Source organism: Kitasatospora aureofaciens, from assembly GCF_001188955.3.
GTDB classification, from domain to species: Bacteria; Actinomycetota; Actinomycetes; order Streptomycetales; family Streptomycetaceae; genus Kitasatospora; species Kitasatospora aureofaciens.
This window is the reverse complement of the sequence record NZ_JPRF03000026.1, coordinates 88,767-111,055: the sequence shown is the minus strand read 5'-3', so window position 1 is coordinate 111,055 and position 22,289 is coordinate 88,767. Positions and strand designations below refer to the sequence as shown.

The 22,289-nt window shown below is 74.9% G+C and carries 20 protein-coding genes; 14 read left to right on the top strand and 6 right to left on the bottom strand.

Annotated features, from left to right (window positions below; translation table 11 throughout):
- The 3 genes from HS99_RS18350 to HS99_RS18340 form a co-directional block, all read left to right on the top strand.
- Window positions 1-808 (top strand): zinc metalloprotease (locus HS99_RS18350; RefSeq protein ID WP_107406515.1); only part of this gene is annotated, 808 nt, incomplete at its 5' end.
- 130 nt (window positions 809-938) lie between these two features.
- Window positions 939-1,400: a universal stress protein gene (locus HS99_RS18345; protein WP_030289766.1), complete on the top strand. Its 462-nt coding sequence runs from the start codon at window positions 939-941 to the stop codon at window positions 1,398-1,400.
- A 51-nt stretch (window positions 1,401-1,451) separates the two neighbouring features.
- Complete coding sequence (locus HS99_RS18340) at window positions 1,452-2,258, top strand: DNA-formamidopyrimidine glycosylase family protein (protein WP_030289765.1); 807 nt, start codon at window positions 1,452-1,454, stop codon at window positions 2,256-2,258.
- Window positions 2,259-2,302: 44 nt separating this feature from the next.
- On the opposite strand, the gene HS99_RS18335 is transcribed toward HS99_RS18340, so the two are convergent.
- Together HS99_RS18335 and HS99_RS18330 are read right to left on the bottom strand one after the other, a co-directional pair.
- Window positions 2,303-2,938: a nucleoside/nucleotide kinase family protein gene (locus tag HS99_RS18335; protein WP_030554183.1), complete on the bottom strand. Its 636-nt coding sequence runs from the start codon at window positions 2,936-2,938 to the stop codon at window positions 2,303-2,305.
- 58 nt (window positions 2,939-2,996) lie between these two features.
- Window positions 2,997-4,292: an outer membrane protein assembly factor BamB family protein gene (locus HS99_RS18330; protein WP_030289763.1), complete on the bottom strand. Its 1,296-nt coding sequence runs from the start codon at window positions 4,290-4,292 to the stop codon at window positions 2,997-2,999.
- Between the two features lie 148 nt (window positions 4,293-4,440).
- Between HS99_RS18330 and HS99_RS18325 the strand changes: the two genes are divergently transcribed.
- The 7 genes from HS99_RS18325 (at window position 4,441) to HS99_RS18295 (ending at window position 13,538) form a co-directional block, all read left to right on the top strand.
- Entirely contained in the window at window positions 4,441-5,007 is a 567-nt protein-coding gene (locus HS99_RS18325) for a Uma2 family endonuclease (RefSeq protein ID WP_030289762.1), read from the top strand.
- 133 nt (window positions 5,008-5,140) lie between these two features.
- The gene (locus HS99_RS18320; protein WP_078867649.1) at window positions 5,141-7,804 is read left to right on the top strand and encodes a SpoIIE family protein phosphatase; all 2,664 of its coding nucleotides are present in this window, start codon (window positions 5,141-5,143) and stop codon (window positions 7,802-7,804) included.
- 138 nt (window positions 7,805-7,942) lie between these two features.
- Entirely contained in the window at window positions 7,943-9,508 is a 1,566-nt protein-coding gene (locus HS99_RS18315; RefSeq protein ID WP_078938479.1) for a sensor histidine kinase, read from the top strand.
- Between the two features lie 100 nt (window positions 9,509-9,608).
- Entirely contained in the window at window positions 9,609-10,277 is a 669-nt protein-coding gene (locus tag HS99_RS18310) for a response regulator transcription factor (protein WP_030289759.1), read from the top strand.
- A 554-nt stretch (window positions 10,278-10,831) separates the two neighbouring features.
- Complete coding sequence (locus HS99_RS47840) at window positions 10,832-11,581, top strand: LysM peptidoglycan-binding domain-containing protein (RefSeq protein ID WP_030289758.1); 750 nt, start codon at window positions 10,832-10,834, stop codon at window positions 11,579-11,581.
- Window positions 11,582-12,036: 455 nt separating this feature from the next.
- Window positions 12,037-12,792, top strand: coding sequence for a 3-oxoacyl-ACP reductase family protein (locus tag HS99_RS18300; protein ID WP_030554190.1), 756 nt, complete (start codon window positions 12,037-12,039; stop codon window positions 12,790-12,792).
- A 140-nt stretch (window positions 12,793-12,932) separates the two neighbouring features.
- On the top strand, window positions 12,933-13,538 hold the full coding sequence (locus HS99_RS18295; RefSeq protein ID WP_030554193.1) for a TIGR03086 family metal-binding protein: 606 nt from the start codon (window positions 12,933-12,935) through the stop codon (window positions 13,536-13,538).
- Window positions 13,539-13,548: 10 nt separating this feature from the next.
- Here HS99_RS18295 and HS99_RS18290 read toward each other — a convergent pair whose 3' ends face one another.
- Both HS99_RS18290 and HS99_RS18285 read right to left on the bottom strand, forming a co-directional pair.
- Window positions 13,549-14,010: a (2Fe-2S)-binding protein gene (locus HS99_RS18290; RefSeq protein WP_030289755.1), complete on the bottom strand. Its 462-nt coding sequence runs from the start codon at window positions 14,008-14,010 to the stop codon at window positions 13,549-13,551.
- Window positions 14,011-14,024: 14 nt separating this feature from the next.
- The gene (locus HS99_RS18285) at window positions 14,025-16,082 is read right to left on the bottom strand and encodes a xanthine dehydrogenase family protein molybdopterin-binding subunit (protein WP_244915991.1); all 2,058 of its coding nucleotides are present in this window, start codon (window positions 16,080-16,082) and stop codon (window positions 14,025-14,027) included.
- Between the two features lie 737 nt (window positions 16,083-16,819).
- Here HS99_RS18285 and HS99_RS18280 point away from each other — a divergent pair.
- The 3 genes from HS99_RS18280 to HS99_RS18270 all read left to right on the top strand — a co-directional run bounded on the left by HS99_RS18280 (window position 16,820) and on the right by HS99_RS18270 (window position 19,390).
- Window positions 16,820-18,073 (top strand): MFS transporter, encoded by a 1,254-nt coding sequence (locus HS99_RS18280; RefSeq protein ID WP_191093541.1) that lies wholly within the window; start codon window positions 16,820-16,822, stop codon window positions 18,071-18,073.
- A 63-nt stretch (window positions 18,074-18,136) separates the two neighbouring features.
- Window positions 18,137-18,868, top strand: a complete 732-nt coding sequence (locus HS99_RS18275) for a Mut7-C RNAse domain-containing protein (RefSeq protein WP_030289752.1) — start codon at window positions 18,137-18,139, stop codon at window positions 18,866-18,868.
- Window positions 18,869-18,955: 87 nt separating this feature from the next.
- The gene (locus tag HS99_RS18270) at window positions 18,956-19,390 is read left to right on the top strand and encodes a cupin domain-containing protein (RefSeq protein WP_050366373.1); all 435 of its coding nucleotides are present in this window, start codon (window positions 18,956-18,958) and stop codon (window positions 19,388-19,390) included.
- Between the two features lie 8 nt (window positions 19,391-19,398).
- On the opposite strand, the gene HS99_RS18265 is transcribed toward HS99_RS18270, so the two are convergent.
- Complete coding sequence (locus HS99_RS18265) at window positions 19,399-20,214, bottom strand: hypothetical protein (RefSeq protein ID WP_191093540.1); 816 nt, start codon at window positions 20,212-20,214, stop codon at window positions 19,399-19,401.
- 130 nt (window positions 20,215-20,344) lie between these two features.
- On the opposite strand from HS99_RS18265, the gene HS99_RS18260 reads away from it, so the two are divergent.
- The gene (locus HS99_RS18260) at window positions 20,345-20,830 is read left to right on the top strand and encodes an inorganic diphosphatase (RefSeq protein ID WP_030289749.1); all 486 of its coding nucleotides are present in this window, start codon (window positions 20,345-20,347) and stop codon (window positions 20,828-20,830) included.
- A gap of 159 nt (window positions 20,831-20,989) precedes the next feature.
- Here HS99_RS18260 and HS99_RS18255 read toward each other — a convergent pair whose 3' ends face one another.
- A complete protein-coding gene (locus HS99_RS18255; RefSeq protein WP_030554199.1) occupies window positions 20,990-22,267 on the bottom strand; it encodes a PA0049 C-terminal domain-containing protein in 1,278 nt (425 codons plus the stop codon).
- Window positions 22,268-22,289 lie beyond the last annotated feature (22 nt).

Genomic DNA, 22,289 nt, shown 5'->3' with positions numbered 1-22,289 from the left:
CACTGAAATGAGTGGGAAGCAGAAGACGCTCGCCGTCCTGACCGGGACCGTCCTGGCAGCCGGACTCACCAGCCCGGCCTTCGGTTCCACCGCCGTCGAGCTCGGCCCCGCCCACGTCCCGCTGGCCGCCGCGCCGACCGGCATCCCGGTGTACGTCCACGTGATCCACTCCGGGGACACCGGCCGGCTGGACGAGGGCGTCGTCGCCGCCCAGATCGACCACCTGAACGCGACCTACGGAGGCCAGGGCGAGGGCAACACGCCGACCCCGTTCCACTTCGTGCTGGCCGGCACCGACTGGACCGACAACGCGGCCTGGTACACCGGCATGACGCCCGGCTCCACCGCGGAACAGGCGATGAAGAGCGCCCTGCGCAAGGGCGACCAGGGCACCCTCAACCTGTACACCGCCCACCTCGGCGAGTCCCTGCTCGGCTGGTCGGCCTTCCCCGACGCCTACCGCTCCCACCCGACCGACGACGGCGTGGTCATCCTGGACGACTCGCTGCCCGGCGGCCCCGCCACCCACTACAACGAGGGCAACACCGCCACCCACGAGATCGGCCACTGGCTCGGGCTCTTCCACACCTTCCAGGGCGGCTGCCTGCCCCCGGGCGACTACGTGGACGACACCCCGCCCGAGCGCACCCCCGCCTACGGCTGCCCCGAGGGCCGCCACAGCTGCCCGGGCGGCGGACTCGACCCGATCCACAACTTCATGGACTACAGCTACGACTCCTGCATGACCCGGTTCACCCCGGGCCAGGTCCAGCTGATGTCCAACTCCTGGACGGCCTACCGCCGTTGAGTCGGCCAGCGGCCGTCGGGGGCCAGGGCCCGGAATGCCGGGCCCGGCGCGGCAACCGGGGGCCGTTTGTCCGATTTGATCTATGTTGGGCGCGTTGGGACCGAGCAGGAGCAACCGAAGGAGACACGGCATGAGTGACACCCCCCGGATCGTCGTCGGTGTGGACGGCTCGCCCGCCTCGGAGGAGGCGCTGCGCTGGGCGGTCGACTACGCCAGGGCCGTCGGCGGGACCGTCGACGCGGTCACCGCCTGGGAGTACCCGGCCTTCTACGGCTGGGGCGGCACGACCGTGCCGCCCGAGGCCTACAACCCGGAGGAACTCGCCGGAAAGACCCTCACCGAGAGTGTCGCCAAGGTGATCGGCCAGGACGCGGGCGTGCCGATCAGGGAGGGCGTGGTGCCCGGCAACGCGGCGGGCGCCCTGCTGCAGGCCGCCAAGGGCGCCGCGGTACTGGTCGTCGGCAGCCGCGGCCGCGGCGGCTTCTCCGGCGTGCTGCTCGGCTCGGTCAGCCGCCACGTCACCGAGCACGCCCCGTGCCCGGTCGTCGTGGTGCGCGAGGGCCACGTCGAGGGCGGTGCCCACGCTCCGTAGCGCCACCGGGACGGGGCCGCGCCGGGCCGCCACGCGGACCAGAATGGAGTCATGCCAGAAGGTGACTCCGTCTACCGCGTGGCGGCCCGGCTGCACGACGCCCTCGCCGGACAGCTGCTGACCAGCGCCGAACTGCGGGTGCCCGCGTACGCGACCGCCGCACTCGCCGGGCGCCGGGTGCTGGAGGTCCGCCCGCGCGGCAAGCACCTGCTCACCCGCCTCGAAGGCGGCCTCACCCTGCACACCCACCTGCGGATGGACGGCCGCTGGGAGGTCTACCGGCCCGGAGAACGCTGGAGCGGGGGCCCCGCCTGGCAGATCCGCGCCCTCCTCGGCACCGAGCACGGCACCGCCGTCGGCTACCGCCTCCCGGTCGTCGAACTGCTGCGCACCGCCGACGAGGGGCGGGCCGTCGGCCACCTCGGCCCGGACCTGCTCGGCTCCGACTGGGACCCGGTCGAGGCCGTCCGCCGGCTCCTCGCCCGCCCCGCCCGGCCGCTCGCCGAGGCCCTGCTCGACCAGCGCAACCTGGCCGGCATCGGCAACGTCTACGCCAACGAACTGTGCTTCGTGGCGGGGGTGACCCCGTGGACCGAGATCGGCGAAGTCCCGCACCCCGACCGGCTGGTGGAGCGCGCCCGGCAGATGCTGGAGGCCAACAAGCTGCGCCCCGGCCACATCACCACCGGCGACACCCGGCCCGGCTACCGCCACTGGGTCTACGGCCGGGCCGGACGGCCCTGCCCGCGCTGCGTCACGCCCGTCCTGACCGGGCGCCAGGGCGAAGCCCCGCGCGACCGGGCGGTGTTCTGGTGCCCGTACTGCCAGCGCGGACCGGCCCCGGTGGGCAGGGGCTGACCGGCGGCTCCTTGCCGGGCCCGCCGGCATCGGCTGGTCAGGCCCTACGGGCGCTCGACCAGGGCCGGGTGCCGCAGGTCGTCCACCCGGACGACGACGTCGGCGGCCTCGGTCGGCCCGGTCTCCGCCTCGTAGCGGGCGAAGGCGGGCAGCGTCCACTGCTGGTCGGCCGGGGTGCGGCGGGCCAACGCGGCCGGGGTGAGCGCCAGATGGACGGTCAGCTCCAGTGGCAGCCAGCGGCCGAGCAGCAGTGCGCCGTCCAGCAACAACACGCCCCCGGGCGGGAGTTGAACGTACGCGGCGCGGGTCGAGCGGTCGGTGGCCGGGTCGCGGAGCGAGGGCAGCACCCGGCCGCTGCCCCCGGGCTCCAGGGGGTCCAGCACCTCGCGCAGCAGGGCGCCGTCGTCCAGCCAGAGGTCGTGGAAGGCGTCCGCGTCCCGGTGGCCGTACTCCAGCCGGATCGAGGCCGGGCGCAGGAAGTCCACCGCCGACACCCGCAGCGCGGGGCGGCCGCGCAGCCTCAGCGGCTCCACCAGGGCGTCCGCGAGCAGTTCGGGCCGGGCGGCCCCGGCGCCGTCCACGGCCACCCGCAGCCACCGCTCGCCGGAGCCGGGCAGCGCGGTGATCCGGTCGGCGAGCAGCTCGGCCAGCCTGTCGGGGGAGATCGGGCGTACCTGCACCAGGTCATCCTGCCGTTCGTCGGGTCGCCGAAGGCGAGTCGGGTCGGGGCGGGGCGATTCAGGTCAACGGGAGGGCGTGCAGGACCTCGTCGTGGCCCGCGTAGAGCCGCTCCCCGTCGGAGGCGAGGCTCCAGACGTCCCGGCCGGGGCCGGAATCGCGGAAGGTCCACCCCAGGACGCCGGTCGCGGCGTGGATCGCGCCGACCCCGCCCGCCGCCGGGCCCGGAACGTACAGCGTGCCCTCGTGGAGCAGCGGACGGCTGCGGAGGTCCAGCAGGAACGGCAGCTTGCAGGACCACAGCACCCGGCCGTTGACCGTCTCCAGGCAGGTGACGACGCCGTCGTCGCGCGGGACCAACACCCGGACGGCGTCCGGGACGGGCGGCAGCGCCCGCCAGGACTCGCCCCGGGCGGGGGAGCGGGTCCAGCCCGGCTTCCCGTCCGCGCCCAGCAGGCGCACACCGCCGCTGCCGTCCGGGACGAGGAAGCTCCGCCCGACGGCGGTGCACCAGCTCAGGTCCCCGCCACCCGGGGCGGTCCACAGCTCACGGCCGGTGGCGGAGTCCCGGACCACCAGCTCGGAGCCGGTGCCGAGGGACCGCACACAGGCCAGCTGGTTGCCGAGGTGCTCGTGGGCGACCGGCCGCTCCTGCCGGTCGACCGCGACCGACCACAGCAGGGACCGCTCCTCCAACCGCACGGCGAAGAGCCGGCTGCTCGGCACGGTGCTGTCCGCGCGGGGCCAGCCCAGCACACAGCCGTAGAGGACGCCGGCGTCCACGGCGGTGAGCTGGAGCCCGCCCTGGAGGTCGTCGGGCAGCGGCAGGCTCCAGTCGGCGGCCGGGTCGGTGAGGTGATGGGCGTCCAGGTGGCCCCGGGAGGCGGAGGTGTAGAGGTAGTCGCGCTGGACCGCGACGTTCCCGGCGGGGCGTTCGAGGTCGCTCGGCCAGTCCTTGGGCGGCGGCGGGTCGAAGCTCAGCAGCCGCTTCGGGCCGCCGTCGGCCGGGTCCAGGACCTGCAGACCGGCCCTCGACAGGGACACCGGCCGGTCCGGCGGCACCATCAGCCGTTCCGGGGTCATCGCCTCCGGCCCCCGGTACGTCCACAGCGGCGTCGGCCCCGCGACGGAGGTCGGCCGCGGTCGCGGTGCCGGCCCGCCGCCCTGCGCGCCGGTGACCGCCCACGCCGCGCCGCCCAGGGTTAGCGCCCCGGCCCCGACCAGCAACCCGCGCCTGCTCAACCGGGGACCGTCCCCGCCCCCGCCGATCACGTCCCCGGGCGCCCCGGCCGCGTCGTCCGCCTCCCCGTCCCACTGCCAGGAAGCCTCCTGCACCGGCCCCTCGGACGACTTCATGCGGTCCTCGCTCCCACCCCCGGCGGCCTCGGCGCCACCACTCGCCCGGAGGATATCGAACGGTCCCCGAACCATCCCAAGTCCCGGCGGTGGACGTACGAGGCTGTGGCGCAGCACGGGCCCGCGCAGGAAACCGGGGAGGTACACCGTGACGGCCGAGATGATCGCACCCGAGTGGATGCACCGGCAGATCACCAGTGAGGAGTACGACTCCTGGACTGAAGAACTGTGTGCGGGCGTAGAGATCGTCGACGGGATGGTGGTCGCGAGTCCGAGCGCCTCGATTCTCCACAACCGGCTCGCGCGGTACCTGGCGAACGCCCTGGACCAGGCGGGCGGTGAGGACTGGAACGCCGACACCGACTTCGACGTGCGGCTGCAGGACGTGCCGCTCAACAACCGTCGGCCCGACGTGGTGGTCTACCGCAGGGACGCCGTCCACGAGACTCCGGCCAGACCGAGCAACGTACTGCTGCTTGTCGAGGTCGTCTCGCCGGGCTCGGAGACCACCGACCGGGTGGTCAAGCTCGACCAGTACGCCAAGGCCGGCATCCCCTTCTACTGGCGGGTCGAGCAGGCGGTGGGCCGGGTGCCGGTCGTTCACACGTACGTGCTGGACGCCGCCGACCGGTCCTACCGCACGGACGAGCTGTTCACCGGGCTGGTGAAGGCCGTGGTGCCGTACCCGGTGGAGGTCGACCTCACCGAGCTGTAGTGCGCCACCCAGCCGGGGGATCCGCCGCGAGGCGTTCCGGGCGGATGGCGGCGGTGCGGGTGCGGCCGGTGGGCGGCCAGGGGCGGCGGGGGCTCGCCTTGACAGGGTTCGGGGGCGGACGTAGCAAGGGAGCATGCGCCATCCGCAGGCGGCCGGCGGGGCCGCCGAGCCGGTCCGCGGGGCGGCCCCGGAGACGGCTTCGGAACCGGTCCTGGAAACGGCTCCGGAACCGGCGTCGGGGGCGCTCGCGGAAGGGGACGCCCTCCCGGACGAGCACGCGCTCCCGGACGAGCATGCACCCGAGGTGGTGTACGAGCGGGACGCCCTGTTGGCGGAGGCCGTGCGGCGGGTGCTGGGATCGACCGGGGCGTACGCGGCGATGGTGTACCTGCGGTCGCGGGACCGGCGGGCGTTGGTGCTGCGCACCGTCGCGGGGGTGCCGCTCTCGATCATGAGTCCGTTCCGGCGGATCGCGGCCGCCGGGCCGTTGCCGGTCGCGGTGTGCTTCCGGACCGGCCGGAGCGTCACCCTGGCCGACGCCGAGGAGACCATGCGGCGCTTCCCGCAGCTGGCGGTCGGGCTGCCCTACGACTTCGTCTCGGCCTACGTGCCGGTGGGGCACGGCGGGGAGCGGTTCGGCGTGCTGAGCGTGCTGTGGCCGGCCTCGGACGACGGCGTGCCATCCCTGGAGTGCGGGCAGCTGTCGGCGGTCGCCTCCCGGCTGGGCGCCGGGCTCTCCGAGCTGGCGGCGGCCGGGCAGTCGGTGGAGGCGGGGGGTGACGCCGCGGTGGTGGAGCTGCCGCCGCCGTCGGTGCCCAGCACCCGGGTCGGGCTGTTCGACTGGGACGTGGCCACCGGGGCGCTGGCCGCGGACGTGCAGTTCCGGGAGATCTTCGGCTTCGGGCCCGGCGAGTTCGACGGCACGGTGTTCTGTCTGACCGGGCGGATCGCCCCCGGGGACGTGCCCGAGTTCCGGGCCGCCGCCCGGACCGCCCTGGAGCGCGGCGAGGTGCTGGCGGCCAGGGTGCGGGTGCTCGGGCCGGCCGGGCGCCCGTACCCGGTGGAGCTGTGGGCCCGGGTGCCCGGCGCGGTTTCCGAGGGCGGGACCCACCTGGTCGGCGCCGTCCTGGACGTGCGCACCCTGACCGCCGCCGCGGCCGCCGTGGAGCGGCTGCGCGACGGCGTCTTCTCGCTCGACGCGGACGGCCTGATCAGTTACGTCAACCGGGCCGCCGAGCCACTGCTGCGGGCGACCCGGGAGGAGCTGGTCGGCCACCACCCGTGGGAGGTGCTGCCCTGGCTCGCCGACCCCTTCTACGAGAACCGCTACCGCGCCGCCCTGCTCTCCCAGCAGCCCACCACCTTCCTGGCCGCCCGCCCGCCGGACGGCTGGCTCGCCTTCTCGCTCTTCCCCGACGCGCACGGCGTCACCGGCCGGGTGGTCGCCGCCGAGTCCCCGCCGGGGCCGGCCGAGCCGCCGGCCGGTCCCGGCGCGGGCGGCGTGGGCAGCACGACCGGTGTGGGCAGCGCGACCGGCACGGGCGGCGTGGGCAGCACCCACCACCTCCTCCAGCTGGCCAGCGCGCTCACCGAGGCCGTCACCGTGCGCGACGTGTGCCGGGCGGTGGCCGAGGAGATCCTCCCGGCGTTCGGCGGCCAGGAGCTCGCCATCTACGGGGTGCACGAGCAGCGGCTGCACCTGGTCTTGCAGGCCGGATACCCGGACGGCTTCCTGGACGGCTTCGAGGGCACCCCGATCGACGCCCGCGTTCCCGGCGCCGAGACGCTCAGCACCGGCACCCCCATCTTCTTCGAGTCGGTGCGCGAACTCGCCGCCGCCTACCCGGGCCTCGCCCTGGACGAGATGGGCGCCTGGGCGTTCCTGCCGCTGATCGCCTCCGGCCGTCCGGTCGGCAGCTGCATCCTGGGCTTCGACCGCGCCCACACCTTCACGCTGGAGGAGCGCGGGCTGCTCACCGGCCTCGGTGGCTTCATCGCCCAGGCGCTGGAGCGCGCCCGGCTGTACGACGCCGAGTTCGCCCTGGCCCGCGGCCTCCAGCAGGCCCTGCTGCCGCACCGACTGCCGCAGGTGCCGGGCCTGCGGACCGCCGCCCGCTACCTGCCCGGCACCCAGGGCATGGAGATCGGCGGGGACTGGTACGACGCGATCGTCACCGGCGCCGACCTCACCCTGGTGATCGGCGACGTCGAGGGCCACAGCGTCGCCGCGGCCGCCGCGATGGGCCAGCTGCGCAGCGCCGTCCGCGCCTTCGCCAGCGGCGGAGAGCCGCCCGACCGCGTGCTCGTCCGCACCAACCGGCTGCTGCTGGACCTCGATCCCGGGCTGCTCGCCAGCTGCTGCCTGGTCCGTCTCACCCCGGCGGACGGCACGGTGCGGATCGGCCGGGCCGGACACCTGCCGCCGGTGCTGCGCCACCCGGACGGGGGAGCCGAGGCGCTGTACGTCCCGGGTGGGCCGCTGCTGGGGGTGGACGACCGGGCCGCGTACCCGGTCAGCGAGCTTCGGCTGCGGCCGGGTTCGTTGCTCGTCCTCTACACCGACGGTCTGGTGGAGGACCCGGAGCTGGCCATCGACCAGGGGGTGGACCGGCTGCGGGCCGCGCTGGCGCGCGGCCGGGCGGGCGAGGAGCTGGAGGAGCTGGCCGAGCGGCTGTTGCGCGAGGTCGGCTCCACCGGGCGGGTGGACGACGTCGCGCTGCTGCTCACGGCGGTCGAGGGCACCGGGCGGGCCCGCGGCCCGGCGACTTTCGTCGGCGTCGACGGCGACGAAGGGTGACCGCGGCCGGGCCGGCGGGCCGGTTAGCCTCGACCGGTGGAAGCAATCGCACGGGCCTGGTCGAAGGCGGTACGGACGGCGCTGCCGGGGCCCTGGCGGCCCCGGCGGGTGGTGGGCGAGGCCCTGCTGGCCGTCCTGATGGGCGTGGTCGCCGGCCTGCTGGAGCTGGTGGCCGGCACCGATCTGGCGGTGCCGTTCGGGCTCGCGGTCGCCGTGCTGTGGGTGCTGCGCAAGGGCTTTCCGGCCACCGTGCTGGTGCTGACCGGGGTGATCGCGGGCTGGTCGATCGGACCGGTACTGCTGCTGGCGGGCGCGGGCTGGGCGGCCGGGGCGCGGATCAGCCGGGTGTGGCGGCTGGTCGGCGCCTTCGTGCTGAGCTATCTGATGTTCTCCACCTTCGGGATGCTCAAGGACGGTGCGGCGGGTTCTTCCAAGCTGATCATCGGACTGTCGCTCGCTCTCTTTCTGGTCTTCGCCGTCCTTCCCGCGCTCTACAGCCGCTACCGCGCGCAGCGCCGCGCGCTGCTGGACGCGCTGCAGGAGCGCAACGACCAACTGGTGCGCGAGCGGGCGATGGTGGTCCACCAGGCGCGGCTGCGCGAACGGCACCGGATCGCCCAGGACATGCACGACAGCCTGGGCCACCAGCTCGCGCTGATCTCCGTGCACTCGGGCGCGCTGGAGGTGGACCGCACCCTCAGCGACCGGCAGCGCGAGGCCGTCGGGGTGCTGCGGCAGGCGGCGGTCGCGGCGATGCGCGAGCTGCGCGAGGTGGTCGGGGTGCTGCACGACGAGTCGACGGCGCTGCCGCCGGCGGTCGGTGCACCGGGCACGGCGCCGCCCCGCGGCGGGGTGGACGGCGTCGAGGGGCTGGTGGAGTCCTCCCGGACGGCCGGGGCCGAGGTGGCGTTCTCCGCCGAGGGCGAGCGGCGTCCGCTCGCGGCGGCGGTCGACCACGCGGCCTACCGGATCGTCCAGGAGGCGCTCACCAACGCGCACAAGCACGCCCCCGGCGCGCCGATAGCGGTCGCGCTCCGCTACGAACCGGACGCGCTCGTCGTGGAGGTCGCCAACCCTCGCGCGCCGGCGCTCGTCGGCGCGCACCCCGGCGTGAACTCGGTGGTGAGCGGCGGACAGGGGCTGACCGGGTTGCGGGAGCGCGCCCGCCTGGTCGGCGGGATGGTGCACGCCGGGCCGACTCCCGAGCAGGGCTTCCGGCTGGCGGCCGTCCTCCCGTACGAGGGGGCGGAGACCGACGGCACCGCCGCCCCGGCGGGTGAGGAGGACTGGGAGCTCGGCGGCCTGTCGGCGGAGGACGGGGCGGACGGCCGGCGGCGGCGCCCCGCACTTGGCTGCGCGGCCGGGGTGGGCGCGGTCACGCTGGTCGTGGCGGCCCTGGTGGCCTGGGGCGTGGTGGCCTTGGTCCGGGGCGCCGGCGACTCGACGGTGCGGCAGTCGGTCTACGACGGGATCCAGCCGGGCCAGTCACGGGCCGAGGTGCTGCGCCGGCTGCCGCCCGGCAACGACTTCTTCACCGCCGACTACCAGGACGCCGGGCCGCCCAGGCCGGAGGGCTCGCACTGCCGCTGGTACTCGCTGGCGAAGGGCGAGCCCGGCGACTCCTGGTCGGACAACCACGTGGCGCGGTTCTGCTTCAGGGACGGGACGCTGGTGGAGAAGGTGGAGTACCTCAGCAAGGACTGACCCGCGCCACGTCGCCCGCTCCGGCCCGGGCGGAAGGCAGGGCGGCCGGGATGTGAGGATGGTGCCCCAGTCGCACCACCGTTCGAGGGGAATGACCAGCGTGATCCGAGTCCTCGTCGCCGACGACGAGCCGCTCATCCGGGCCGGGATCAGGATGATCCTCGGATCGGCCGACGACATCGAGGTGGTCGCGGAGGCCGCCGACGGCCGGGAGGCGCTGGACCTGGCCCGCGCTCACCGGGTGGACGTCGTCCTGCTGGACATCCAGATGCCGGTGATGGACGGACTGACGGCGCTCCGGGAGCTTGGGAGGGTCGCACCCGGCGCGCGGGCGATCATCCTCACCACCTTCGGGGAGCGCGAGAACGTCCTGCGCGCCGTGACCGAGGGCGGCGCCGGGTTCCTGCTCAAGGACACCGCACCGAACGAGCTGATCCAGGCCGTCCGGGCGGCGGCCGGCGGGAACGCCTTCCTCTCCCCGGCCGCGACCCGGCACATCGTCGACTCGCTCGCCTCCGGGCGCAGCGCCTCGGCGACCGCCCGCCGGGCGGAGGCCCGGCGCCGGCTGGAGGTGCTCACCGGCCGCGAGCTGGAGGTGCTGGGACTGCTCGGGGAGGGTCTGTCCAACGCGGACGCGGGGGCCCGGATCCACATGAGCGAGGCGACGGTGAAGACGTACGTCAGCCGGATCCTGGCGAAGCTGGGTTGCGAGAACCGGGTCCAGGCGGCGCTGCTGGCGCGGGACGCGGAACTCGACAGCGGTCACTGAAAGTCTTCGCGGCGACACGGATCGCGTTCACAGTGGCGGATGCCACTCAACTGCCGCCTCGAATCGGGAACTCCGGAACGTCAGGTGACGGCGCGTCAACATCCGGTCGCTGACGGTCGATGGTGTGCGGGACTTCACGGGTGGACAGATGTGAGCGCGGGCACGGAAATTGATCGTTAGATCTTCAAAATGCGGTCAAATCCGGTCGAACCGGGCGCGCTTTCTTGATCGATACCGCCGGTAACAGTCAACTGACCTGCGAAGACCAAGAATCGCTTGCTGCGCCCGGGACATGCCCCTAGCTTTCTTGGCGGCGCAACGAGCGCCACCCGGGTTCACCCCGACGCACGGCCCGCCGACTGACCACCGGCGCGAGGGCCGTGCCCGCCGACGAGGCCGGCTCCCACAGGCCGTCGGCGAGCGGAGGTGACCGGGGCGGCACGGCACGTCCGACACGTGTCCGGCCGCCCGACGAGTGAGGTGAGCGCGACCGACCGGCCCATGTCCCGGGCCTGGTTCCGCCTGCCCGCCCGGGGCTTGTCGAGAGGACATCCATGACTTCCCGTCACGAGACCGCCGCTGCCACCGACACCACCGCCACCGGCAAGCGCAACCGCCTGCGGATGGCGGTCGTCGCAGGTGCCGCCGTCGCGGCCCTGCCGGTGGCCGGCCTCGTCACGGCCACCTCGGCCTCCGCCGCGCCCTCCTCCACCTGGGACTCCGTCGCCCAGTGCGAGAGCGGCGGGAACTGGAGCATCAGCACCGGCAACGGCTTCCACGGCGGACTGCAGTTCACCCCCTCCACCTGGGCCGCGTACGGCGGGACCGCGTACGCCCCCCAGGCCAACCAGGCGACCAGGGCGCAGCAGATCGCCGTCGCCGAGAAGGTGCTCGCCTCGCAGGGGCCGGGTGCCTGGCCCGTCTGCTCCAAGAAGGCGGGCCTGAGCAAGGGCGGTGCCCCGGCCGCCGTCGACGGCTCCTCCGACCAGGGCTCGGCCGCCGCCGCGCCGGCTGTCAAGCGCGCCGCGAAGGAGGCCCCCGAGGCCCCCCGGAAGGCCGCCCCGAAGGCGAAGCCGCAGGCTCCGAAGGCCGCGCAGGGCCGTCCGTCGGCCAAGCCGGTGCAGTCGGCTCCCGCGGCGGAGAAGAACACCTCCGGCGGCAGCTACACCGTCAGGAGCGGTGACACGCTGAGCGGCATCGCCGCCAAGTTCGGCGTCGACACCGACAGCCTGTACGGGAAGAACGTCCGCACCATCGGCGGGAACCCGGACCTGATCTTCCCGGGTCAGGCCCTGACCGTCTGACGCCCCGCCGCGCTCCGGCGCGGTCGAGCGGCCACCCCGCGCGGGGTGGCCGCTCGGCGCGTTCGGCGAAGGCCTGCATCAGTAGGGTTGCCCGATGGTCCGACTGGTCAGTGACAGTGCGCTCACCGCCTGGCCGCACTGCGGGCGGCCGGCTTCGAGTACCGGGCCCGCCGTCACCTGCTGCTCCTGGACGGGGGCCGGCCGGTCGGGCTGCCGTTCGAGTACGAGGGCGCCGATCCGTCGGCCGGACCCAACTGGACCGGCCAGCCGGCCGTCGGGTCGTACTACCGCTGCGCGTCTCCGGAGTTGTAGTTGAACGTTGAACGCAACGTCCGAATACCGCCGGAGACGTCAAGGGATCCGGAACAGGATCGACTCACACGCCGAGCGCGGAACGCCGGCCGGAACACCGGCCGGGGCCGCGAGCGGAACGCGTGAACGAGGAGGTCTGAGGAATGACGACGAACGGTGCGGCGGGACTCGACGGCAAGGTGGCCCTGGTGACCGGCGGCAGCCGGGGGATCGGGGCGGCGGTCGCGCTGCGGCTGGCCGAGGACGGCGCCGACGTGGCGCTGACCTACCAGGGCTCGGCCGAGCGGGCCGAGGAGGTGGTCGCGAAGATCACCGCGATGGGGCGCACCGGCTGGGCCGTGCGCGCCGACAGCGCCGACCCGGAGGCGGTGCACGCCGCGGTCGCCGCGGTCGCCGAGCGGTTCGGGCGGCTGGACGTCCTGGTGAACAACGCGGGGGTCGGCGCGGGCGGCGCCATCGAGGAGGTCGCGATCGAGGAGCTCGACCGGGTGCTGGAGGTGAACGTCCGTGCGCCGTACCTGTACGCCCAGGCGGCGGTGAAGCACCTGACCGAGGGCGGGCGGATCGTCGGCATCGGCAGTTGCATCGCCCAGCGGGTCGTCTTCCCCGGGGCCGCGCTCTACGCGACCAGCAAGGCCGCGTTGATCGGCCTCACCAAGGCGCTGGCCAGGGAGCTCGGCCCGCGCGGGATCACCGTCAACCTGGTCCACCCGGGCCCGATCGACACCGACATGAACCCGGCCGACGGCCCGTCCGCCGACTTCCAGCGCGGTTTCGTCGCCCTCGGCCGGTACGGCACGGCGAACGAGGTGGCGGGCGCCGTCTCCTACCTGGCGGGCGAGGACGGCCGGTACGTCACCGGTGCGGAACTGTCGGTGGACGGCGGGTTCGCCGCCTGACACCCCCAAGGGCCTCCGCACGCCGGACCGGGGACGGCGGCGTCGTGCCGGGCGCCCGGGTGTCGTGCCCGGCGGTCGTCGGTGCCCGCGCTTACGATCGCCCGGCACGATCCGTGCGCCCCCGGACCGAGAGGTGTGCCATGACCGCGGTGGACGACCCGATCGAGCTGCTCGCGCGGGCGCTCGCCCAGACCGCGGGCCTGATCGACGGCACCGGGGTCGAGCTGGCCGGCCATCCGACCCCCTGCCGCTCCTGGGACGTCGGCGACCTGGTCAGCCACCTGCTGTTCGACCTGCGGCAGTTCACCGTGCGGGCCGAGGGCCGACAGCCGGACCGGTCGCAGTCCTTCGAGCGGGTGGAGGAGGACTGGCTGCACGCCTTCGAAGCCGGCGCACAGCGGCTGGTCACGGCCTGGCGCGCCGCCGGGGACCTCACCGGTACGGCACCGGCCCCCGGCGGCGCCATCCTGCCCGCGCGCTTCCCGGTCGACCAGCAGATCGCCGAATTCGCCGTCCACGCCTGGGACCTGGCGCGCGCGACCGGCCGGTCGACCGCGGGCCTGGACCACGAGGTCGCGCTCGCGGCGCTCGACTGGGCCCGCGGCGCCCTCAGGCCCGAGTACCGCGGGGAGGAGGCGGAGCACCATGCCTTCGGCCCCGAGGTCCCCGCGCCGGCGGACGCCCCGGTGTACGACCGGCTGGCGGCGTTCTTCGGCCGCGACCCGTGGGCGGCCGTCGAAGTCTGACCGTTCCTGTTCAGGGGTTTCCGCCCGACGCCGCGCGCTTGATCGCCTCGCGGATGCGCGGGTAGCTGCCGCAGCGGCAGATGTTCTGGATCTGGTCGATGTCCGCGTCCGTCGGGTCGGGCGTGCGGCGCAGCAGGGCGACGGCCGTCATGATCTGGCCCGGCTGGCAGAAGCCGCACTGGGCGACGTCGCAGTCGATCCAGGCCTCCTGCACCGGGTGGAGGGTGTCGCCGTCGGCGAGGCCCTCGATGGTGGTGACGGTGCGGCCCGCGCAGTCCTTGACGGAGTGGGTGCAGGGCTGGAACTCCTGGCCGTCGAGGTGGCTGGTGCAGGCCCGGCAGACGCCCACTCCGCAGCCGTACTTGGGGCCGGTGACGCCGAGCTTGTCGCGGAGGACCCAGAGCAGCGGCATGTCGTCCGGTGCGTCGACGGTCACGGACCGCCCGTTGAGGACGAAGGTGTGGGTGGGCATGGGAGTCGAACTCCTCAGAAGTTGATCGGGAAGGAGCGCGGGCTGGTGCCGGTGGCCCGGGCGTAGGCGTTGGCGACCGCGGCGGAGGCCGCGGGGACGCCCAACTCGCCGGCGCCGCCCGGAGCTCCGCTCGGCGGCATCAGGTGGATCTCGACCGTGGGCGGGGTGTTGCGCTGCCGGGCGTAGTGGAAGTCGGCGTAACTCCCCTCCCGGAACGTGCCGTTGTCCAGGTGGTTGCCGGCCAGGAGGATCACCGAGATGCCGTCGCTCAGGGCGCCGGTCAGCTGGGCCTCCAGGCCGCGGGGGTTGATGACCTGGCCGACGTCGGCGGCGATGACGGCCTTGATGACCCGGGGGTTGGCGCGGTCGGTGGCGTCGAGTTCGACCAGGTAGGCGACCCGGCCGCCGTTCTCTTCGTGGTAGCCGACGCCCTGGGCCTGGCCGGCCGGCATCGGGCGGCCCCAGTCGCCGGCCTTGGCGACGGTGTCCAGCAGCGCCCGCCCGGCGGCGTCGCGCAGCCGGGCGCGGCGGAAGGCGACCTCGTCCTGGCCCATCCGGCGGGCGAGTTCGTCCATCATGATCTCGTCGGCGACCCGGACCGTGCCCGAGTAGACCGAGCGCCAGCTGCCGGTGTGCAGCTGCAGCGGCAGCTCGGCGAGCAGCTGGGTGGGGATGCCGACGTTGTACGGGTTCTTCTCGGTGAGCAGGAAGAAGGCCTGGGCGAGGCTGATCCCGGCGACGGAGAGGTTGAAACCGGCGCCGGTGAGCGCCTCGCCGAGCCCGTGCGAGAGGTCGGTCCGGACGGTCGCGGCGCGGTGTTCCCAGGTGAGCACCTGGCCGAGACCGTAGGTGGCGCGGATCCGGTGGTGGCTGGCGGGGCGCATCCGGCCGTGGCGCATGTCGTCGTTGCGGGTCCACATCAGCTTGACCGGCCGGCCTGCGGCCTTGGAGATCTGGGCGGCCTCCAGGGCGGCGTCGAAGAACAGCCTGCGTCCGAAGGAGCCGCCGCCGCGCACCACGTGGACGGTCACGGCGCTCTGCGGCAGGCCGAGTTCGGCGGCGATGGTCTGCTGGGCGATGATCGGGCTCTGCGCGGCGAACCACAGCTCGGCGCGGCCCGGCCGCACGTCGGCGACGGCGGTGAGCACCTCCATCGGGGCGTGGTTGACGAAGGCGAAGTCGAACTCGCCGTCCAGGTACGGGGTGAGCAGCGGCGGCAGCAGGAACGGTGCGTGGGCGGCCCGCAGCTTCGCCCGGACGTCGGCGTCGGACAGGTCGGCGACCGGGCCGGGCGTCCAGGTGGTGCGCAGCGCGTCGCGGGCCTTGAGCGCCTGGTCGAAGGTCTCGGCGAGGACGGCGACGCCGCTGGGGATCTGCACCACGGCGAGCACGCCGGGCATGGCGCGGGCGACGGAGGCGTCCAGGGACTTGAGGGTGCCGTTGACGGTGGTCGGTCGGGCGACCACGGTGGGCGCGGCGCCGGGGATCTGCAGGTCCCCGGCGTACTCGGCGCGCCCCGTGACGATGTCGCGGGCGTCGATGCGTCCGGTCGGCCTGCCCACCAGGCGGCGCTGGTCGGCCGGCTTGGGGGTGGCGGGCACGGCCGGTACGACCACCGAGGCGGCGTCGGCGGCGAGTTCACCGAAGCCGAGGCGGCGGCCGTCGGGGGCCAGGACGGCGGAGCCGGCGGTGCGCAGTCCGCTCGCCGGAACGTTCCAGCGGTGGGCGGCGGCGGTGACCAGCCGGGCGCGGGCGGCGGCGGCCGCGGCGCGCACCGGGTCGTACAGCGAGCGCACCGAGTTGGAGCCCCCGGTGAGCTGGTTGAAGAGCAGTTCGGGGCGTCCGTCGGAGAGCGGCACGTCCACGTCGGTGAGCTCGGCGTCGAGCTCGTCGGCGACCAGCATGGCGATCGCCGTGGTCAGGCCCTGGCCGACCTCCAGCCGGGGCAGGTGGAGCGCGGCACGCCCGGCGGGGGTGATTTCCAGCACCAGCAGGTGCGCGGTGGGCAGCCCGGCCAGGATCATCGCGTCGCCGAGGTCGAGGACGTCCGGGATGCCCGGCAGGCCGAGCAACTGCGGGGGCGCGGAAGCGTCCTGGGCGGCCGCGGCGGCGCGGACGGCGGCCTGCGCGGAGGCCGGCGCGCCGGAAGGCCGGCGCGGCGGCGTCGAGGCCGAGCCGGGGCGGCGACGGTGAGGGTCGGAGCGGCCAGCAGGTAGGTGAGGAAGCGGCGGCGGCCGGTGGACCCGGCGGGGACGGCCGGGTCGTCGTGGGCCGCCGGGCCGTCGGGGGCGGCGGCCGGCCGTCCGCTGTCGCCCGGGTTGTCGGCGGAGTCCGAGGGGGCGATGGAGGTGCTGATGCGAGGAAGCCCTTCGAGCCGGAGGCGGCGCCGGATCGGGCGGGCACGGACGGCCCCGGCCCCGGTGCCGGATCGCGAACGCCGTTGAGCATAGGAGGGCACTACTGACGGGTCAACATGACCAATCCTGGCCCGCCGGGAGGGTGGTGGAGGGCTTGCGTCCGCTTGGGGTGACGGCGTCGGAGCGGGTACGGACGGCGCCTCGGGCGGGCGGGGAGAGCGGTCCGGGACTGCGCTCCCGGGGCAACGGGCTCCCGTCGTACGGGAGTTCACGGATCGCCCGGCGGTGCGGCGACGGGCGCCGGGCGGCGTGCAAGTGGCCCGGGAAGATTCAAGATCAATGGACCTGTCAGCCGGTCCATTCCGCCCCTAGGCTGGGCGGTGCCCCGCTGAGAGCCGCCCGGACGGTCGTGAACCCCCCGGCTCGCGCGCCGCCCGTCCGACAGGAGAGAAGTGCCGAACCAGAGCGCCGCAGGCTTCACCCTGCTGCCCCCCGCCGGTCCCCAGCGCACCCTGGCCGCAGCGCAGTTGGCGAGTTCGGTGGGCGACGGCGCCTACTACACCTGCTCCGCGCTCTACTTCACCCGCGTCGTCGGGATGTCCCCGACCGCCCTCGGCCTCGGCCTGGCGATCGCCTGGGCGCTCGGCTCGCTGGCGGGCGTCCCGCTCGGCCACCTCGCCGACCGGCGCGGCCCCCGCCGCACCGCGGTGGCCCTCGCGCTCGGCACGGCCGCCGTGGTCGCCGCCCTCCTGGTGGTGCGCTCCTACGCGCTGTTCCTGCTCGCCGTCTGCCTCTACGCCACCGCGCAGTCCGGCCTCACCGCCGCCCGGCAGGCCCTGGTCGCCGGCCTGGTGCCGCGCGCCGAACGGACCGGACTGCTCGCCCACCTGCAGTCAACCCTCAACGGCGGCCTGGCCGTTGGCGCCGCCATCGGCGGCATCGCGCTGACCGTCGGCACCCGGACCGCCTACCTCGGCGCCTTCGCCGTCACCGCCCTCGGCTTCCTGGCAGGCGCACTGGTCCTCCGACGGCTGCCCGAAGTCCCGCCCGCGCCGCAGGAGTCGGGCACCGGCCCGCGCCTGGCCGTACTGCGCGACCGCCGCTACGCCGCCGTCACCCTGGTCAACACCGTGCTGCTGCTGCGGATGCCGCTGCTCAGCCTGATCCTGCCGCTGTGGATCGCCCAGCGCGCCTCCGGCCTCGGCTGGCTGGGCTCGGTGCTCTTCGTGCTCAACACCCTGGCCGTGCTGGCCTTCCAGGTCCGGGCCGCCCGCGACGTCAGCGGACTGGACTCTGCGGTCCGGGCGGTGCGCGCCTCCGGGGTGCTGCTGCTCGCCTCCTGCGTGGTCTGCGGACTCTCCGCCCTGGACGTCCCGGTGTGGGCGTTCGGCGCGCTGCTGGTGGTCGCGGCCGTCCTCCAGGTGGCCGGCGAGATGCGGCAGTCGGCCGGCTCCTGGCAGCTCGGCTTCGACCTCGCCCCGCCCGAGCGGATCGGCCAGTACCAGGGCTTCTTCGGCACCGGCGTCGCCGTCGCCCGCACCCTCGGGCCGCTGCTGCTCACCGCGCTGCTGCTGGAGGGCGGGCTCGCGGGCTGGCTGGTGCTGGGCGGGGTGTTCCTCGCCGCCGGGTACGCGATGGGCCCGGTCGCCCGCTGGGCGGCACGCGACCGCCGGTCGGCGCCCGCCCCGGTCGTGCCCGCCGCGTAGGCCGCACGGGACGGCCCCGGAAACCGGTGGCCCCGGCCCGCCCCCCGCTGGCATGCTGGCCGCGTGGACCGACCCCAGATCTGGCTCGACTTCGCCCCTGAGCTGCACCTCTTCGTCTCCGCGCCCCGGCGGGCCGGCCGTACGGCGCTGCGCACCGACGGCACCTCCACCCTCGGCCACGTGGTCGAGTCCCTGGGCGTCCCGCTCACCGAGGTCGGCGCCCTGCTGGTGGACGGCCGGCCCGTACGCGACTCGCACGTCCCGGCCGACACCGAGCACGTCAGCGTCGAGGCGGTGGCCCGTCCGCAGCCCTCGCCCGCCCCGCCGCGCTTCCTGCTGGACGTCCACCTCGGCACCCTCGCCCGCCGCCTGCGCCTGCTCGGTGTGGACGCCGCGTACGAGAACCCGGACATCGGCGACGCCGCCCTGGCCGCCCGCTCCGCCGCCGAGCAGCGCGTCATGCTCTCCCGCGACCGCGGCCTGCTGCGCCGCCGCGAACTGTGGGCCGGCGCCTACGTCTACAGCCACCGCCCCGCCGAGCAACTGCGCGACGTGCTCTCCCGTTTCGCCCCGCCGCTCGCACCCTGGAGCCGCTGCACCACCTGCAACGGCACGCTGCGTACGGTGAGCAAGACCACCGTGCGTGAGCAGCTCCACGACGGCACCGAGCGCTCCTACGACGCCTTCGCCCAGTGCGCCGACTGCGGCCAGGCCTACTGGCGCGGCGCCCACCACGCCCGTCTGGAATCCATCGTGACCGAGGCCGTGCGCGAGTTCGGGGGCGTCCCGGGGTAGTCCGGGGCGCTCCGGGGTAGTGGCAGCCAGGGGAGCAACAGCCTCGGGGAGTGAGGAACTCCGTCACACGAGAGGCCGGGTCGTCGGATGAACGAACACCCCGTACCGCCTGTCCACCGACCCTTCGAGAGCGCCGGGACCGCTGACGCCCCGGTGGTGACCGCCCCGGACGGCGCCGCGGTCCGCCCGCTGCTGGTGCTGGACGGTCTGGGCAGCCTCGCGGTCTTCGAGCTCGCCCCCGGGCAGGTCACCCGCGCGGTGTCGCACGCCACCGTGCAGGAGCTGTGGCAGGTCACCGCGGGCAGCGGCGAACTGTGGCGGCGCCAGGACGGCCGGGAGGAGACCCTCCGGCTCACGCCCGGAACCGCGGCGTCGATCCCGCTGGGCACCGCCTTCCAGTTCCGGGCCGACCCTGACACCGACGGGCCCCTGCGGATCACCGCCGTCACCATGCCGCCCTGGCCGGGCACCGACACCGAGGCGCGCCCCGAGCAGGGCCCCTGGAGGGCGACCGTCCGCTGAGCGGGTGGTCAGAGCCCGACCAGGCCGAGCACCCAGGTGTGGGTGGTGTAGCTGCCCATCCGGGTCGGGTGGCGCTCGACGAGCGTCGCGTTCAGGCCCTCGGCCGTCCGGCGCAGCCCACCGGTGAAACGGTGCTGCTCCTCCGGGGCCAGCGGGAGCAGTTCGGCGAGCACGGCGTCGTCCAGCTCCCGCCCGACGGCGCGCAGCACCCCCGCGTCCAGGACCAGCAGGGTGCCATCGGGCAGGGCCAGCGGCTCCGGTGCCTGGGGGTCGGTCAGCAGCGGGCCGCGCTCGACCGCTCCGCCGGGCAGCAGCCGCACCACCCGGCTGCCGGTGGGGCGGCGGCGGTCCGTCTCGACCACGCGCAGGCCGTCGCCGACCACGTAGTGGCCGTAGCTGCGCCAGGAGTCGACCACCGCGCCGTCCCGGTCGTGGGCCCAGGTGTCGAATGCGCCGTAGCCCTCCAGGCCGAGGACGAACCGCCCGCCGCCGACCGCCGCGCCGCGCTCGCCGCGCAGCTCGGCGACCGGAGCGCCGTCGGCGAGGTCCAGCAGCAGGGCCGGACCGAGGTGGCCCCGGGTGGTGTACTCGAAGGAGTCGGTGGTGACCAGCACCCGGCCGGCGGAGATGTGCGCCGCGTTCGGCCGCCCGGGGCAGGGCTGCCGCCAGCGGACCAGACCGCTCGGGTCGACGCAGCTGAGCTCGCCGTCCCGGCCGTGCACCTCCCAGCCGTCCCGCCGGGCCAGCGGCCCCTCCGGGCGGCCCTGCGGACGTCCGCCGGGCGTGCGATGGTGGTGCATGACCGTGACCCGCCAACTCCCCATGACCCGGATGCTAGCGGTTGACCGTGAACCGCGGGGGCCGTTTCGACGGTGCCGGGGGAGCCCCGACGGCGGACAATCTCCCCAGGAGCCGAGGAGGAGGCCACCGGTGGAACCCGCCGAGTTCGAGGTGATGATCGAGATCCCGCAGGGGTCGCGGAACAAGTACGTGATGGACTTCGACGCGGGCCGGATCCGCCTCGACCGCACGCTCTTCACGGCCACCCGCTACCCCGCGGACTACGGCTACGTCGAGGGCACCCTGGGCGGCGACGGCGAGCCGCTGGACGCCCTCGTCCTCGGCGGCGAGCCCGCCGTGCCGGGCTGCGTGCTCACCTGCCGGGCGGTCGGCATGTGGGTGATGCGCGACGAGCGCGGCCCGGACCAGAAGATCCTCTGTGTGCCGGCCCACGACCCGCGCTACGCCGCCCTGCGGGACATCGGCGACCTGCGCGAGTACGACCTGCTGGAGATCACCCACTTCTTCCAGGTGTACAAGGACCTCGAACGCGGCAAGTCCGTCGAGGGCTCGCACTGGGCCGGCCGCGAGGCGGCCGGCACCGAGATCGCCGAATCCCGCGCCCGAGCGACGGGCACCCGCTTCGCCCGCCCGGCCTGAAGGTGTGCCCGGTGCGGCGGATCCGGTCCGGTGGCCCGGCCCACCAGGATCCGGCGGGCCGGACCGCCGGTACCCGTGGGGCGGGCCGCCGCGGAGCCGGTTGGCTGCCGGCCGTGCCGCCGTTGCTCAGAGCCCCGCGCAGTCAGAGCCCCGCGCTGTTCAGAGCCGCGCGCTGCGCAGGATCGCGCCGACCTCGTCGGAGATCGCGGCCTCGTTGTGCTCGAACTCCGGTGAGGTGACCTGGTCCTGCTGGTCCGGCAGGCCGTCGAGGACAGGGGTGTGGAGGTGGCCGCCGGGCAGGTCGGGGGCGAGGTCGAGGCGCAGCCGGTTGGAGCGGTAGGCGACCTCGTTGGAGAGGTAGCCCCCGCCGCCTCCGGCCACGGCGCGGGAGCCGGGGGTGGGCCCGTCGGTGCGCTGGACCGGGGCGGTGGCGCCGGCGGGGATCTCGACGACCGGGGTGTTCAGCAGGACGGGGTAGGGCTGCTGGACGGCCGTCATGGCATCGGCGGGCAGGGTGGTGCGGATGAACTGCGGGCCGGCGGCCAGGCCCGGGGCGTCCACCGGGTGGAAGGCGGTGCCGCCGGAGAGCGCGCCGACGTTGTCGGTGGCCGGGTCGGCGGAGCGGGCGCGCCCGGCCCAGGCCTCCAGGGTGAACGTGCCGGGGTAGCCCTGGCTGATGCTGGTGATCAGGTCGGCGGACTGCGGGCCGCCGGGCCGCAGGTGGGGGCCGAAGGCGCGTTCCACGATGCCCTTGTCGAAGTCCCCGTAGCGCACCGGCAGGACGACCGCCCGCACCTCGGCGGTGCTGCCGTCGGCGAGGGTGATCCGCCGGCCGTCCAGTTGGAGGACGGCCGCGCCGGAGGGGTTGGCGCGGCGCGGCTCGGTGTCCAGGCCGTACGGGTCGAAGCCGCTGATGAAGATCCGCCGGATGCCGGAGGCGGAGTCCGGGCCGGGCTCGTCGAAGCCGTCGTCCAGGCCGCGGGAGGCGTCCTCGAAGCGGGCCCGGAGTTCCGCCTGGTCGACGCCGAACCCCGGCTGCCAGCGGGCGAGTTGGACGGTCATGGCGAGCCGGGTCCAGTACAGCGGGCGGTCGTCGAGGGCGGGCAGCTCGCCGGCGGGCCGGCGGCCCTGGGCGCGGTCGAGGCCGGCCCGCCAGAGTTTGCGGCCCCAGGCGTCCACCACCCGCTGGGCGCGGTGGGCGGTGTGGGCGGAGCAGAGCGCGGCGGGGAAGCCGTGGAGCAGGTCGTCCAGGCCGGAGCGCTCGGTGAAGACGGAGGTCCGGGCGTCCTGGAGGCGGGCCTGTTCGGCGTCCGGCGACGCTGTGGTGACGGTTCGGCAGCCGGCCGGTGCGGCCTGGGCGGCGGCCGGGGCGAGCAAGGCGGCGAGGGTTCCGGCGAGGGCGGTGGCCAGGGTGGCGGCACGGCGAATGTTTGTCATGGACTCCGACAATAGGTACGGC

Excerpts from the sequence above, each read along its gene's own strand:
- HS99_RS18345 (WP_030289766.1), top strand. The coding sequence starts at position 939 with ATGAGTGACACCCCCCGGATCGTCGTCGGTGTGGACGGCTCGCCCGCC.
- HS99_RS18340 (WP_030289765.1), top strand. The coding sequence starts at position 1,452 with ATGCCAGAAGGTGACTCCGTCTACCGCGTGGCGGCCCGGCTGCACGAC.
- HS99_RS18330 (WP_030289763.1), bottom strand. The coding sequence starts at position 4,292 with ATGAAGTCGTCCGAGGGGCCGGTGCAGGAGGCTTCCTGGCAGTGGGAC.
- HS99_RS18320 (WP_078867649.1), top strand. The coding sequence starts at position 5,141 with ATGCGCCATCCGCAGGCGGCCGGCGGGGCCGCCGAGCCGGTCCGCGGG.
- HS99_RS18315 (WP_078938479.1), top strand. The coding sequence starts at position 7,943 with ATGGGCGTGGTCGCCGGCCTGCTGGAGCTGGTGGCCGGCACCGATCTG.
- HS99_RS47840 (WP_030289758.1), top strand. The coding sequence starts at position 10,832 with ATGACTTCCCGTCACGAGACCGCCGCTGCCACCGACACCACCGCCACC.
- HS99_RS18300 (WP_030554190.1), top strand. The coding sequence starts at position 12,037 with ATGACGACGAACGGTGCGGCGGGACTCGACGGCAAGGTGGCCCTGGTG.
- HS99_RS18295 (WP_030554193.1), top strand. The coding sequence starts at position 12,933 with ATGACCGCGGTGGACGACCCGATCGAGCTGCTCGCGCGGGCGCTCGCC.
- HS99_RS18290 (WP_030289755.1), bottom strand. The coding sequence starts at position 14,010 with ATGCCCACCCACACCTTCGTCCTCAACGGGCGGTCCGTGACCGTCGAC.
- HS99_RS18270 (WP_050366373.1), top strand. The coding sequence starts at position 18,956 with ATGAACGAACACCCCGTACCGCCTGTCCACCGACCCTTCGAGAGCGCC.
- HS99_RS18265 (WP_191093540.1), bottom strand. The coding sequence starts at position 20,214 with ATGGGGAGTTGGCGGGTCACGGTCATGCACCACCATCGCACGCCCGGC.
- HS99_RS18260 (WP_030289749.1), top strand. The coding sequence starts at position 20,345 with ATGATCGAGATCCCGCAGGGGTCGCGGAACAAGTACGTGATGGACTTC.
- HS99_RS18255 (WP_030554199.1), bottom strand. The coding sequence starts at position 22,267 with ATGACAAACATTCGCCGTGCCGCCACCCTGGCCACCGCCCTCGCCGGA.